Below are 12,661 nucleotides of genomic sequence, written 5' to 3' on the forward strand. Positions count from 1 at the left end.
CGAAATCGCCGGAACGCCGGGCTTTCAGGGAACTCTCAGGGTCTTCGGAGCACAACTCTCAGGAGATTCGATCGGTGGCCGATACAACCCGCTCCACAAGGTGTTCCCGCCCGGCGGGCGGGTCGTACGGCTCGGGCCAGAAATCGGTGATCCGAGTGATCAGCCCGTCCGCGAGCTCGAGGTACACGAGCCCGACCATCTCCTCGTCACCCACGGTGAAGTTCATCGAGCCGGCCGCCGTGGTCCCGTCCACGATCAATCGCGTCACGGTGGCGGTCCAGTCGCCCGGATACTCCCGGTTGAACTGCAGGTACTTCGCCCGCCCCACGATCCGTTCCCGAGTCTGCGGCATCTCGTAGACCACGTCCGCACTCAGCAGTTCCGCGAACGCGTCCCACTCCCGCCCCGCCATCGTCGCGAAGTACCGGGAGGCGATCTCCCGGGTTCGCTCCGTCTCGTTTGCGCTCACTTGGTGCGGGACAGGAAGTTCTGGACGATGGGACCGGCTGCTTTGCCGCCGGAGACGCCGCCTTCGACGATGACGGCGAAGGCTACGTCGCCGCGGTAGCCGACCATCCAGCCGTTGGTGACGACCTTGCCCTTCTGGACGACCTCGGCGGTACCGGTCTTCGCAGCCACCGCGCCGTTACCGGCCAGCAGGTGCGCGGTGCCGTTGGTGACGGTCGTGCGCATGAAGGTGCGCAAAGCAGCAACAGTTGCCGCAGGCAACGGAGAGGCGGCGGCACCGGCGGCGTCCTTGCCCGGGACCAGGACCGGCTTCATCGCGGTCCCGTGGTCGACCGCCGCACCGATCAGCGCGACCGCCAGAGGGCTCGCGGTGACCGTACCCTGACCGATCATCGAGGCCGCCTCGGCGGTGTCGTCCTTCGGCGCCGGCACCGAACCGCCGTACGCCGAGATCGACAGGTCGAGTTCACGCCCGATGCCGAACATCGCCGCGGCCTTCGTCATCCCGTCCTTCGGCAGCCGCGCGTGCTGCGAGATGAACGCCGTGTTGCAGGACTCGTTGAACGCCTTCTGCATCGTGCCCGCGCCGTACGCCGCGAGCCCGTCGTAGTTCTTGAACGACTTGCCGAACACGGTGATCGTGTTCGTGCACGGCAGCTTGGTCGCCGCGGTCTCACCGCTGCCCAGCAGCGCCGCCGAGGTGACGATCTTGAACGTCGACCCCGGCGCGTACCGGCCCTGGAAGGCGCGGTTGTAGCTGGCCGGTGTCGGCCCGTTCGCCGCGGCGAGGATCTGACCGGTCGAGGCCTGGACGGCGACCAGCGACGCCGGCAGCTTGCTCGTCGCCAGCGCGGCCTCGGCCGCCTGCTGCATCTTCGTGTCCAGCGAGGTCTTCACCGGCTTGCCGACCGTGCCCTGCTGGCTGAACACCGTCTTGATCGTCAGCTTGGTCTTGCCGTCCCGCAGCGTGACCGTGCCACCCGGCGTACCGGCGAGCTGCTGCTGGAACGCGTACTGCAGGCCCGTCGTCCCCACCTGGTCGCTGGCCGACGCGCTCGGACCGGCGTTCTTCAGCGTGTCCTCGGTCGCGGTCCGCATGGTGCCGATGATCGACCGGGCGAACGTCGCCGTCGCCGCCAGCGACTGCGTCCCACCCATCGTCAGTACGCCGGGCAGCTTGCCCATGATCGGCCGCAGCCGGTTCCACTCCTCGGACCGGATCGTGATCGCCTCGACGAACTGTCCGGCCGGGGCCGCCTTCGCCCGCGCGGCCAGCTTCGCGCCGTCCACATCGAGGTTCTTCGTGAAGGCGGCGTACGTCGCCGGTGTCGCCACGGTGCCCGACGTCACGCCGACGATGACGACCGGACGGTTCGCGGTCAGCGCGACGCCGTTGCGGTCCAGGATCGATGCGCGCGCGGGCAGGGCCCGGACCCGCTTGAGGTAGTTCGCGTCGCCGAGGCCCGGGTAGATCGTGTCGCCGGAGGCCTTGATCTTCCACGCGTCGCCGGTCTTCACGGCGGACGCCGTACTGGTCCACTTCATCGTGCCGATACCGCGCAGGTCGGCCTCGATCGCGAGGTCCTGCGTGCAGTTGTTGCCGTCGGTGCACTTCGGGTCGCCCTGCGGTGTCACCTTCACGGTGTTGGCGATCAGCGCGCTGTCCACGTCGTCGAGCCGCTTGCCGAAGACGGTCGGGTTGTCGGTGAACGCCGCCGCCGCGTCCGGCTTTCCGTCCGGAGCCCAGGCCGTCACCCAGGCGTCGGCGAACTGCTTCACCACCTCGGCGGACGCCTGCTTCTCGTCGTTGGGGTCCGGCTTCCCGCCTGCTCCTGGTTTGCTGTCGGAACAACCAGCGGTGATCAGCAGACTACTCAAGCAGACGATGGCAGCGGTTCGCTTCACGTTTCCAACTCTCGCACGACGACGGATGGACACCTGGGACAGTCTTCGGCGTGTGGCTGACAGCCACGAGGGCGAAAGTACTCAACCCATGCAAGTACGACGCCGGTAGCCCCGCTGGAGTTGGCTCCGGTACGCCGTCCGTCCGCGCCGCGGATCGCCAGGACGAATCAGCACCGAGACGCAACGTGAATCACTGCGCCGGAGGTCTACCGCGATCGGGGAACGCCGTGAACGCAGGGTCACCACCGGCGTATTCTGCTCCTTTGTGACCCGCCTTGCTCTGCACAGCCGGCTGATTCCCGGCACCGAAGAGGCCTACGAGCTCGAGCACGCTCGCGTCTGGCCGGAACTGATCACCGTGATGCACGCCGCCGGGATCGCCGACTGGTCCATCTGGCGCAGCGGCAGCGATCTGTTCCACCTGGTCGAGTGCGACGACTTCGAGGCCGCCACCGCACAACTGCGCGACGACCCGGTCGACCAGCGCTGGCAGCAACACATGAGCCAGTTCGTCGAAGGCTTCGCCCAGAACCCCGAAGGCGTCGCCGGCCAATCGCTGCGGCACGTCTGGACGATGAGCGAGCAGACTGCTTAAGGCAGAGCGGAGCGCAGTTCGGCCAGCTGGTCGACGATGCCGGTCAGATCGTGGGCGATCGGCTGGATCAGTACGTGGTCCGCACCGGCGTCGAGGTGTTCGCGCACCCGCGCCGCGATCGCATCGGGACCGCCGTACACGAACAGCGCGTCGAGCAGCCGGTCACTGCCGGCGTCGTCCGGGCCGAAGCCGAGCCGCCGGAAGTTCGCGACGTACGGCGACGGCTTCGAGAAGTCGGTCAGCGAGCCGTAGATGCCGCAGATCAGGTCGCGTCCGGCGGCCGGATCCTCGGTGAGGACGACGGCCTGTTCGGGGATCAGCAGCTTGCCGGGTCCCAGTTCGGCGCGGGCGAAGGCGGTGTGCTCGACCGGGACGAGGAACGGGTGCGCCCCGTCGGCCAGTTCGGCAGCCAGGGCAAGCATCTTTGGACCGAGGGCGGCCAGGACCCGCGGGTACTGCGCGTCCGGTGGACCCTCCACCTCGTCCATCCGGGTCAGGTAGTCACGCATCCGGCTCAGCGGCCGGTCGAAGGTCTCGCCGAGCCGGTCCACCACGACCGGTGCACTCACCCCGACGCCGAGCACGAAGCGATCCGGGTACGCCGAGGCCAGTGTGGTGGCACCACCGCGCATGGCTTCCGGGACGCGGGCCCACAGGTTCGCGATCCCTGTCCCGACCACGAGCCGCGAACTGTTCGCCAGGAACTGTCCGTGCCGGGCGAAGGCCTCGCCGCCGACGAGCCGCTCACCCGTCCACAGCGATCCGTAGTCCAGCGCCTCGATCCGCCCGACCTCACCGGCGATCACGGCAGCCGGACTCGCGTCGACGACCATTGGCGGCACCCACACCCCGACGCGTCCCGCTCGCCGTACGAACCCGTCGACCACATCCGCGCGTGTGTTCACGCAGCGGACTATACCGGAGGGGGCCTCCGTTTTGTCAGGTCATTTCCCACACGAGCAACTCGGCGCCCTCCGGCCCGGCCGTGACCCGTGCTCCGTCGACGCTGGTCAGTCGTACGGCGTCCGACGTACCCAGGTCACCGGCGCCTTCCAGGCTCGCCGCCCCCTGAGCCACAAAGAGATGGACGTATCGCGCTGCCGGCAGCGCGACTGTGCCACCAGGACCTAGGCGAGCGACGGACATGCCGGCAGAGCGCTGGTTGATCCGGATCGCCGCGCTGGCGGTGTGCTGAGGGAGACCGGAGGCGATCGGGACGAGTTCGCCGGTCGTCAGATCGATCTCGCTCTGTTCGTACGACGGCGGCAGGTCGAGCTCGTCCGGCCGGACCCACATCTGGACGTAGTGGACCGGCTCGGTGCCATCGTTGCGCTCGGAGTGCTGGATGCCTGACCCGGCGCTCATCCGCTGCGCGAGACCCGGATAGACCACGCCGCTGTGTCCCTGCGAATCCTGGTGTGCCAGTGCACCGCGCAGTACCCAGGTGACGATCTCGAGATCCTGGTGCGGATGCGTGCCGAAACCGGTGCCGGGGGCAACTTTCTCGTCGTTGTGTGCGAGCAGGAACCCGAACCCGACGTTCGCCGGGTCGTAGTGCGGGCCGAACGAGAACGAGTGCCGCGAGTCCAGCCACTCACTCGCGGTCTGGAAGCGATCGTCGGCCCGCCGGATCTCCATACTCACAACGTCTAGTAATACCCCTTCTGTCCGTCCAGGAGCTCGCGCATGGTGTCGAGGTGGCCCACGTGGCGGCCCGTCTCCTCGAGCATGTGGAGCAGCATCCACCGGATCGTCGGCTGGTACTCCGGATCCGCGCCGAGGTCGTCGAGCGAGTGCGCCGCGACAATCTCGTTCGATTGCGCGCACTGCGCCTCGAACTCGTCCAGCAACCGAACCAGCGGTACGCCGTCCACGCGCCAGTCGGCGCTTTCCGGCTCCTTCTGGAACTGCGGGTTGGAGGCCTCCGGCTCACCCAGAAAGACGACGTTGAACCAGCAGTGCTCGGTCCAGCGCATGTGCGACACCAGCCCAACCGGCGTCATCAACGGCGACTCCGGAAACACCACCCGATGCTCATCCGCTTCCGACAGCCCGTCCAGCTTCCACCGCACCAGGGCCCGCTGCAGGTCCAGCCACCCGATCAGCTGGGTGCGCTCATCAGCAACGAAGGGCGGCCGTTCCCGCGAAAGAGTCATGGCCGGACGCTAGCGTGCATCCGGTGCCACTGCACCGCATTCGCCCACGAAAAAAGGGACTGCGGCCGCTCGGTGGGCGGCCGCAGTCCCAACCAGGGAGGAATGCCGTGGTGTCAGCCGGTCGGGTTGCCGTTGTCGGACCCGAGGGTGGCGGTCACCGACTGCGCTTTTCCATTGCGGGTGAAGTTGATCTTCACCTCATCGCCCGGGCGGTGCGAACGGACCGCGGCGACCAGCGCGTCCCCTGACGAGATCGCCTTACCGTCCACAGCGGTGACCACATCACCCGCTTGCAGACCGGCCTTGTCCGCCGCACCGCCGGACGTTGCCTCGCCGAGGCGTGCCCCTGAAGAGAGCCCGTCGGAAGACTGCGCGTCGCCGACCGTCACTCCGAGCCGCGCATGCGTGGCCTTGCCCTTGGCCACCAGCTCGTCGATGATCGGCTTGGCCTGGTCGATCGGGATTGCGAAGCCCAGGCCGATGTTTCCGCCTTCGGATTGTCCCGATCCGCCGGCGGTTTTGATCGCGCTGTTGATTCCGACCACCTGGCCGGCGAGGTCGATGAGGGCGCCGCCGGAGTTTCCGGGATTGATCGCGGCGTCCGTCTGGATTGCTGGGAAGACCGTCGTACTGTCCTGCTGCTCGTCGCCGGAGGTGACCGGGCGGTTCAGCGCCGAGACGATCCCGCTCGTCACGGTCGCCTCGAGGCCGAACGGCGAACCGATCGCCACCACGCCCTGCCCGACCCCGAGCTTGCCGCTCTGCCCCAGCGTGGCCGGGGTGAGGTCGGTCGCGTCGGCGTGGATCACGGCCAGGTCGGTCAGCGGGTCGGTGCCCTTGACCGTGGCCGGTACGGTCCGCCCGTCGTTCAGCATCACGGTGATCTGCGCGCCCGGGCCGCCGCCGGCGACCACATGGTTGTTGGTGACGATCAGGCCGTCCTTGCTGATCACGATGCCGGACCCGGTCGCCGCGCCCTGCTGGGACGTGACGGCGATCTTCACCACGCTCGGCAGCACCTTCGCGGCGGCGCTCTGCACCGAACCGTCCGGTGCGGCGGCCGGAGCTGCCTGGTTGCCGTTCAGCGGCGCCGTCACCGACGGCGTCGCGCTGGAGTCATTGGTCGCCGAGTACACAGCCGCACCACCCACGCCGCCCGCGGCACCAACCAGAAGAGCGGTCAGTGCCACCGCCGCCAGGCCACGCCGCTTCGGCTTGGCAGGCTCCGGCTGGTGTGCCGGCTGCGGGCCGAAAGGCGGCCAGTTCGAACCGGGAGGCGTCCCCTGATGCGTCCCCGGAGCTCCGAACTGCGGGTAGGCACTCCCACCTGAAGGGTGCTGACCCGGTCGCTGCTGACCACCGAGCGGCGCGAACTGCTGCTGCTGGTGCTGTCCGTAACCAGACAGCGGCAACTGCTGCGTCCGGTCCGGCCCCTGCGGTTGCGGGTTCTGGCCAGGCTGGTTCTGCGGCTGGTGCGGCTGGTTCTCGGTCATGACAAGTACTGTGCGGGCTGGACCTGAGAAGGCCCTGAAGATCCCGTCAAAGCAGCCGAAGAACTCCATGAAGATCCCCTGAAGGATCAGGGCGCTGTCAGCGCGTCTGGGTGGCCGCGTGCGGCAGCCACAGGGTGAACTGCGCACCGGCGCCAGGGACGTTGCGGGCGTAGATCATCCCGCCGTGCTGCTCGGCCGCGTGCTTCACGATCGCCAGCCCCAGCCCCGAACCGGGGCGGCTGCGCGCCTCACTGGACCGGTAGAACCGCTCGAACACGTGCGGCAGGTCCGACTCGGCGATGCCCGGACCGGAGTCCGTGACAGTGAGTACGCCGTCCAGCAGCCGGACCGTGACGAGTCCGGACGGTTGCCCGTCGCTGTGCGGGGTGGCCTCCTCGGGCATGCTGTACTTCGCCGCATTGTCGAGCAGGTTGGTCACTGCGCGGCCGAGCAGTCGCTCCTCACCCCACACCGGGAACGGTGTGAGCTGGACGTCCCATTCCACCCCCGGCGCACGTCGCCGTACCTTGATGACGGCGTCCTCGACCACGTTGGACAGCTCGATCAGTTCGGCGTTACGGACCTGCGGTGTATCGCGGGCCAGTTCGGTGAGGTCGCCGATCAACGTGGTCAGCTCGTCCATCTGTGCGCGTACGTCGTCCAGCAGTTGCTGCCGGTCCTCGGGCCGCAGGCCGCCGCGCTGGTCCGCCTGGGCCAGCAGATCGAGGTTGGTCCGGATGCTGGTGAGCGGCGTCCGCAGTTCGTGGCCGGCGTCGCCGACCAGCCGTCGCTGCCGATCCTGTGATCGGGCCAAGGCCGCGAGCATCGCGTTGAAGGCCTGGGCCAAACGGGAGATCTCGTCCGACCCGGAGACCGGGATCGGCTTCAGATCCTCGGTCCGGGCCACGTGCTCCGCCGCACCGGTCAGCCGGGCCAGCGGCCGGAGCCCGGACCGCGCGATCGCGTTGCCGGCCAGTGCCGCACCGATCACGCCGATCAGGCCGAAGGCCCACAGCACCACGCCGAGGTTGTGCAGCGTCCGGTCGATCGGGGCCAGCGACTGGGCCACGACCAGCGCGGAAGGCTGGTAGAGCTCAGGATTGGCCTGGCAGTTGACGCCCAACGGACAGTAGTGAGCGGGTACGGCGACCACGCGGAAGTGCGCGCCGCCGTTGCGGACGCCGACGGTCCGCAGACTGGCCTCGTTCCCCTGCGCCTGCGCGATCGCGATCTCGTCCGGGCCCATCGGTGGGATGGGGCTGTTCGCCGCCCCGAACGTCTCGCCGTCCACGCCGATCATCCCGACCCGGATGTCGCTCAGGCCGAGCGCGTCGGAGGAGACGGTCCGCAGGTTCTGCAGGTTGGTCAGCACGCCCTTCTGCGCGGCCTGGGCGACCCGGTTGGTCAGGCTGTCGTCGAGGTTCTGGTACATCTGCTGGCGCACGGTCATGTACGCCGCGATGCTCACGATCGCGACGGCCAGACCGACCGCCACCGCGGCCAGCAGAGTGACCCGGGCGTGCAGGCTGAGGGTGTGGACCTTCTCCTGCCACCAGTCCTGGGTCCGGGCCGCGGTCGCGACCATCCGGTTCCCGTTGCCATTGGCAACAGGCTCACCGGGCTGACCGGGTTGAGCCGGCTGACTGGGCGGCGGCGGTGGGCCGGAAAGCTGGGGAGAAGTTGGCGCCGGACCGGACGGAACTGCGCCCGGCGGACGGCCGGCGTACGAGGGGAAGTCTTCGGGGTGTTGCTTGCTCACGGTGGGGTGTCTCTCAGCACATAGCCGATGCCGCGGACGGTGTGGATCAGCCGGGGTAGGTTGTTGACCTCGGTCTTGCGGCGCAGATAGCCGATGTAGACCTCGAGGGAGTTGGCGGTGGTCGGGAAGTCGTAACCCCACACCGCGTCCAGGATCACCGCGCGCTCGAGCACCCGGCGCGGGTTGCGGATCAGCAACTCGAGCAGGGAGAACTCGGTCCGGGTGAGCGGGATCGGTACGTCGCCGCGGTGCACCTCGTGCGCGTCCACGTCGACCACGAGGTCGGCGTACTGCAGGATCTCGCCGCGCTGGCCGCCCTCGCCGGGCGTCGTGCTGCGGCGGAGCAGGGCGCGCAGCCGGGCCAGCAACTCCTCGAGTGCGAACGGCTTCGTCAGGTAGTCGTCGCCGCCGGCGTCCAGGCCGTCGACCCGGTCCGCGACCGCGTCCCGGGCGGTCAGCACCAGGATCGGGATGTTGTTGCCCGCGGCCCGCAGGGCCTTGGTGGTCTCCAGACCGTCCAGGCGCGGCATCATGACGTCCATCACCACGACGTCGGGCTCGACGTTGCCGATCACGGCCAGCGCCTCGGCGCCGTCGGAGGCCGTCACCACCTCGAAGTCGTTGAACTCCAGGGAACGGCGCAGCGAGTCCCGGACCGCCCGGTCGTCGTCCACCACCAGTACGCGCATCGTGCTCCCCGCTCGCCTGAGTCCGGACAGCCCGGTATGACCGTCCGCGTGTCGAGATTAGGCCGTCTCTGTGAGAAACGCCTGAGAACCCGCTGATCACTCGCCCAATCCCGCCGTACGCCGTAGGTTGCTGACTCGTGGACATCCTCGACTTCACCCCCGAGCCCGAGCAGTTCGCCTGGACCTTCGGCGGGGTGCCGCCGGTCCGCCGGATCAAGCCGGGCACCGCCCTGCGGTTGTGGACCGAGGACGCGTACTGCGGCACGTTGCGCAGCACGACGGATCTCGCCAGCGCCTCGCTGAAGATGCCGTTCGTGAACCCGCAGACCGGCCCGTTCTACGTCGAGGGCGCCGAGCCGGGGGACACCCTGGTGCTGCACTTCGTCGACCTGACGCCGGCCCGGACCTGGGGTGTGTCCGCGACCATCCCGTACTTCGGCGGACTGACGAGCACCGACCGGACCGCGACGTTGCAGGATCCGCTGCCGGAGCGGACCTGGATCTACGAGGTCGACTCGGACAAGCAGACCGTCGGGTTCCAGGCACAGGGCAGCAACCTCGAGCTGGCGCTGCCGATGGAGCCGATGCTGGGCACGGTCGGGGTCGCGCCCGCCGCGGGTGAGGCGCGCTCCTCGCTGGTCCCGGACATGTTCGGCGGCAACATGGACACGCCGGAGATGCGAGCCGGAGCGACCTGCTACCTCAACGTGAACGTCGAGGGTGCACTGTTCTCGGTCGGCGACGGGCACTACCGCCAGGGCGAGGGCGAGTCCTGCGGGACCGCGGTCGAGGGTGCGATGAACGTCGTACTGATCGTGGACCTGGTGAAGACGCCGGGACCGGTCTGGCCGCGGATCGAGAACGACGAGTACCTGGCCGTGGTCGGGTCGAGCCGGCCACTCGAGGACGCCTGGCGGGCCGGGCAGGTCGACATGGTGCACTGGCTCGGTTCGCTGTACGGACTGGACAAGCTGGATGCGTACCAGTTGCTCAGCCAGATCAGCGAGGTCCCGCTGGCCAACGTGGTCGACGTGAACTACAGCGTGGTCACCAAGGTCCCGAAGCGCCTGCTGCCGGCTGCGGACGCCTACACCGGCATCCACCAGCACCTGCGCGAGTTGGCGACCACCCTCAGCTGAACGCCGGCACGACCTCTTCCGCGAACCGTTGCAGCGGCTCGTGGTCGTACGCGACGCCCGGGATGTAGACGATGACGTACCCCACGCCGGCCTCGGCCAACTGCTCGATGTGCGTGGTGAGCTCCTTGGTCGTGACGATCCCGGCCCGGAGGTCCGGCGGACCACCACCGGCACCGATCTCGGTGAACTCCTGGACGCTGTAGCGGCCCCGGGCCTTCGCCGTCGCGGTCGCCGGATCAGCGCCGGACTCGATCGGGAACACGTTGATACTGGTCGACTTCACGATCTCGTCGTAGTCCCGGCCGAGCTCGTCGCAGTGCGCGCGCAGTACGGCCAGCTTCTGCTTGACGAGCTCCGGCCTGCCGCTGCCGAAGTTGCAGGCGTCGGCGTACTGGGCGACCAGCCGGAGGGTGACCTTCTCACCGCCGCCACCGATCCAGAACGGCGGTTGCCGGCGCGGTTCGACGTACGGCCGGTCGACCGAGTGGTACTTGCCGTCAAAGACGACGTCCTCCTCGTGCCACAGCCGGTGGATGACCTCTACGGCCTCGGTGAACGAACCCATTCGGTCCTTGAGTTCGGTCCACGGATAGCCGTACGCCTTCCACTCGTGCTCCGACCAGCCGGCGCCGATTCCGGCGTACAAACGGCCGTGGCTGGCGACGTCGACGGTGGCCGCGATCTTCGCGTAGAGGGCGGGGTTGCGATAGCCGTTGCAGCCGACCATCTGGCCGATGTTCACGCGCTCGGTGTCGCGGGCGAGAGCCGCCGTCGCCGACCAGGCCTCGAAGACGGTCTCGCGGACCGGCTCGGGGACCGTGTGGAAGTGGTCGAACAACCAGATCGAGTCCCACGGACCTGCGTCGGCGGCGCGGGCGACAGCCGTCATCGCCTCCCACTGCTCGACCGGGTCCTCGATCTCGACCAGGTCCATCCGCCAGCCCTGCGGTACGAACACACCGAACTTCATCGGATCCTCCGGGTACGACGTGAGATCGCGACACCGGTGAGGCACAAGGCACCGCCGGCCAGCGCGAGCAGAGCGGGAGTCTCACCGAGGAAGAGCCAGCCAAGGGCGATGGCGACGACCGGTACGGCGTACACCGTGGCGCCCATCTTGCCCGCGCTGGTCCGCCGCAGAGCGAACGCCCAGGTGGTGAAGCCGACCGCGGTCGGGAAGACAGCCAGGTATACCGCCCACCAGATCGTCCCGGCGCTCGCGGAACCGAGTTCGTCGATCAGAGTCCGGGCGAACGGGAGGCAGACGACCGCGCCGATCGTGCAGGCGAGCCAGGTCACCTCCGCTGCGGGAAGCCGGCTCAGCAGTGGCTTCTGCGTCACCACACCGATGGCGTACGACGCGGCCGCGGTGATGCAGAGGATGACGCCCCAGGTTTCCGCGCGGCCGGTGGAGGTCGACGTACCGATCAGCACGATGCCGCCGAACGCGACCAGGCTGCCGATGATGACCTGGCGGGGGAAGCCCTCGCCGAGAGTGAGGCCGGCAAGCAGGGCGATCAACAGTGGGGCGATGTGGACGAGCATGGCCGCGGTGCCGGCGTCGAGGCGGCGTTCAGCCTCGTTCAGCGCGAGGTTGTAGACGCCGAACCAGAGCAGGCCGCAGGCCAGCAACTGCGGCCAGTCGCGCTTGCCCGGCCAACGGCGTTCGGGGACCTCCCGCCGGGGGCGGAGGAACAGGAACGCACCGAGCAGGACGCTGCCGAGGCCCAGGCGGATCAGGGCCAGGGCACCGGCGGAGAACTCGGTGCCGACGTGCCGGATGGCGACGAACGACGAGGCCCAGAGCACGACGGTCACGGTCGCTGCTCCGGTCGCGAGGCCCTTCTGAGGCGGTGCTTCCACGATGGTTGCCACGTGATTACCCTAGAAATCGCATCCGCCGTTTCCCATGGCGAAACGAGCCGAGGAGCTGACTGATGGTTGCCGGAACGAACGCTGAAGGCGTGCAATCCCTTCAAACTGAAAAGCCGCTACTTGATGCCCTGAATGTGCGGCTGCTGACCGAGCTGACAGCGGATCCACGGCTGCGCACGACCGAGCTGGCGCGCCGGCTCGGAGTCTCGGCGCCGACCGTGCGCGAGCGGGTCACCCGGTTGGAGGAATCCGGCGTGATCCGCGGCTACCGGCTCGAGGTCGACCCGGCCGCGCTCGGGCTGCCGGTCGCGGCCTGGGTGCGGCTGCGTCCCGGTCCGGGGCAGATCCCGAGGGTCATCGAGCTGGCCGCGCGTACGCCGGAAGTCGTCGAGTGCCACCGCATCTCCGGTGAGGACTGTTTCCTGATGCGCGTCCAGGTCGCCGCCATCGCCAGTCTCGAGGACGTTCTCGACAAGTTCCTCGTCCACGGCCAGACGACCAGCTCCTTCGTCGTCTCCACCCCGGTGCCGCCTCGCTCGGTGCCGCTGGAGTGAACCCCAACCACCGCTGACAGTGGTCTGC

At 68.7% G+C, this 12,661-nt stretch carries 13 protein-coding genes; 3 read left to right on the forward strand and 10 right to left on the reverse strand.

Annotated features, from left to right (window positions below; all coding sequences use genetic code 11):
- Positions 1-58: 58 nt before the first annotated feature.
- Both E0H73_RS38315 and E0H73_RS38320 read right to left on the reverse strand, forming a co-directional pair.
- Complete coding sequence (locus tag E0H73_RS38315) at positions 59-469, reverse strand: nuclear transport factor 2 family protein (RefSeq protein ID WP_238164548.1); 411 nt, start codon at positions 467-469, stop codon at positions 59-61.
- A complete protein-coding gene (locus E0H73_RS38320) occupies positions 466-2,346 on the reverse strand; it encodes a penicillin-binding transpeptidase domain-containing protein (protein WP_238164549.1) in 1,881 nt (626 codons plus the stop codon). The genes E0H73_RS38315 and E0H73_RS38320 overlap by 4 nt, the downstream gene beginning before the upstream one ends.
- Positions 2,347-2,638: 292 nt before the next feature.
- On the opposite strand from E0H73_RS38320, the gene E0H73_RS38325 reads away from it, so the two are divergent.
- Entirely contained in the window at positions 2,639-2,968 is a 330-nt protein-coding gene (locus E0H73_RS38325) for an L-rhamnose mutarotase (RefSeq protein WP_131364950.1), read from the forward strand.
- Here the strand turns inward: E0H73_RS38325 and E0H73_RS38330 are convergent.
- The 6 genes from E0H73_RS38330 to E0H73_RS38355 form a co-directional block, all read right to left on the reverse strand.
- Positions 2,965-3,873 carry a TIGR03620 family F420-dependent LLM class oxidoreductase gene (locus E0H73_RS38330; RefSeq protein ID WP_202867763.1) on the reverse strand — a complete coding sequence of 303 codons (909 nt, stop codon included), beginning with the start codon at positions 3,871-3,873 and terminating at the stop codon, positions 2,965-2,967. The genes E0H73_RS38325 and E0H73_RS38330 overlap by 4 nt on opposite strands.
- Before the next feature lie 34 nt (positions 3,874-3,907).
- On the reverse strand, positions 3,908-4,606 hold the full coding sequence (locus tag E0H73_RS38335) for a pirin family protein (protein ID WP_131364952.1): 699 nt from the start codon (positions 4,604-4,606) through the stop codon (positions 3,908-3,910).
- 11 nt (positions 4,607-4,617) lie between these two features.
- Complete coding sequence (locus E0H73_RS38340; protein ID WP_131364954.1) at positions 4,618-5,124, reverse strand: DinB family protein; 507 nt, start codon at positions 5,122-5,124, stop codon at positions 4,618-4,620.
- Between the two features lie 113 nt (positions 5,125-5,237).
- Positions 5,238-6,617 carry a trypsin-like peptidase domain-containing protein gene (locus E0H73_RS38345; RefSeq protein WP_131364956.1) on the reverse strand — a complete coding sequence of 460 codons (1,380 nt, stop codon included), beginning with the start codon at positions 6,615-6,617 and terminating at the stop codon, positions 5,238-5,240.
- 97 nt (positions 6,618-6,714) lie between these two features.
- Entirely contained in the window at positions 6,715-8,202 is a 1,488-nt protein-coding gene (locus E0H73_RS38350) for a sensor histidine kinase (protein ID WP_131364958.1), read from the reverse strand.
- Between the two features lie 170 nt (positions 8,203-8,372).
- Positions 8,373-9,065: a response regulator transcription factor gene (locus tag E0H73_RS38355; protein WP_131364960.1), complete on the reverse strand. Its 693-nt coding sequence runs from the start codon at positions 9,063-9,065 to the stop codon at positions 8,373-8,375.
- 137 nt (positions 9,066-9,202) lie between these two features.
- Between E0H73_RS38355 and E0H73_RS38360 the strand changes: the two genes are divergently transcribed.
- Positions 9,203-10,204 carry an acetamidase/formamidase family protein gene (locus tag E0H73_RS38360; protein WP_131364962.1) on the forward strand — a complete coding sequence of 334 codons (1,002 nt, stop codon included), beginning with the start codon at positions 9,203-9,205 and terminating at the stop codon, positions 10,202-10,204.
- Here E0H73_RS38360 and E0H73_RS38365 read toward each other — a convergent pair.
- Positions 10,197-11,174: an LLM class F420-dependent oxidoreductase gene (locus E0H73_RS38365; protein ID WP_131364964.1), complete on the reverse strand. Its 978-nt coding sequence runs from the start codon at positions 11,172-11,174 to the stop codon at positions 10,197-10,199. The two genes, E0H73_RS38360 and E0H73_RS38365, sit on opposite strands and share 8 nt — an antisense overlap.
- A complete protein-coding gene (locus tag E0H73_RS38370) occupies positions 11,171-12,079 on the reverse strand; it encodes a DMT family transporter (protein ID WP_238164550.1) in 909 nt (302 codons plus the stop codon). The genes E0H73_RS38365 and E0H73_RS38370 overlap by 4 nt, the downstream gene beginning before the upstream one ends.
- Positions 12,080-12,168: 89 nt before the next feature.
- Between E0H73_RS38370 and E0H73_RS38375 the strand changes: the two genes are divergently transcribed.
- Positions 12,169-12,633, forward strand: a complete 465-nt coding sequence (locus tag E0H73_RS38375) for an Lrp/AsnC family transcriptional regulator (RefSeq protein WP_238164551.1) — start codon at positions 12,169-12,171, stop codon at positions 12,631-12,633.
- Positions 12,634-12,661 lie beyond the last annotated feature (28 nt).

This window comes from Kribbella pittospori (assembly GCF_004331465.1).
In the GTDB taxonomy this organism is placed as follows: Bacteria; Actinomycetota; Actinomycetes; order Propionibacteriales; family Kribbellaceae; genus Kribbella; species Kribbella pittospori.

Bases quoted from the DNA above. Each gene is read 5' to 3' on its own strand.
- E0H73_RS38340 (WP_131364954.1), bottom strand. From the start codon at position 5,124: ATGACTCTTTCGCGGGAACGGCCGCCCTTCGTTGCTGATGAGCGCACC.
- E0H73_RS38350 (WP_131364958.1), bottom strand. From the start codon at position 8,202: ATGGTCGCGACCGCGGCCCGGACCCAGGACTGGTGGCAGGAGAAGGTC.
- E0H73_RS38345 (WP_131364956.1), bottom strand. From the start codon at position 6,617: ATGACCGAGAACCAGCCGCACCAGCCGCAGAACCAGCCTGGCCAGAAC.
- E0H73_RS38335 (WP_131364952.1), bottom strand. From the start codon at position 4,606: ATGGAGATCCGGCGGGCCGACGATCGCTTCCAGACCGCGAGTGAGTGG.
- E0H73_RS38355 (WP_131364960.1), bottom strand. From the start codon at position 9,065: ATGCGCGTACTGGTGGTGGACGACGACCGGGCGGTCCGGGACTCGCTG.
- E0H73_RS38365 (WP_131364964.1), bottom strand. From the start codon at position 11,174: ATGAAGTTCGGTGTGTTCGTACCGCAGGGCTGGCGGATGGACCTGGTC.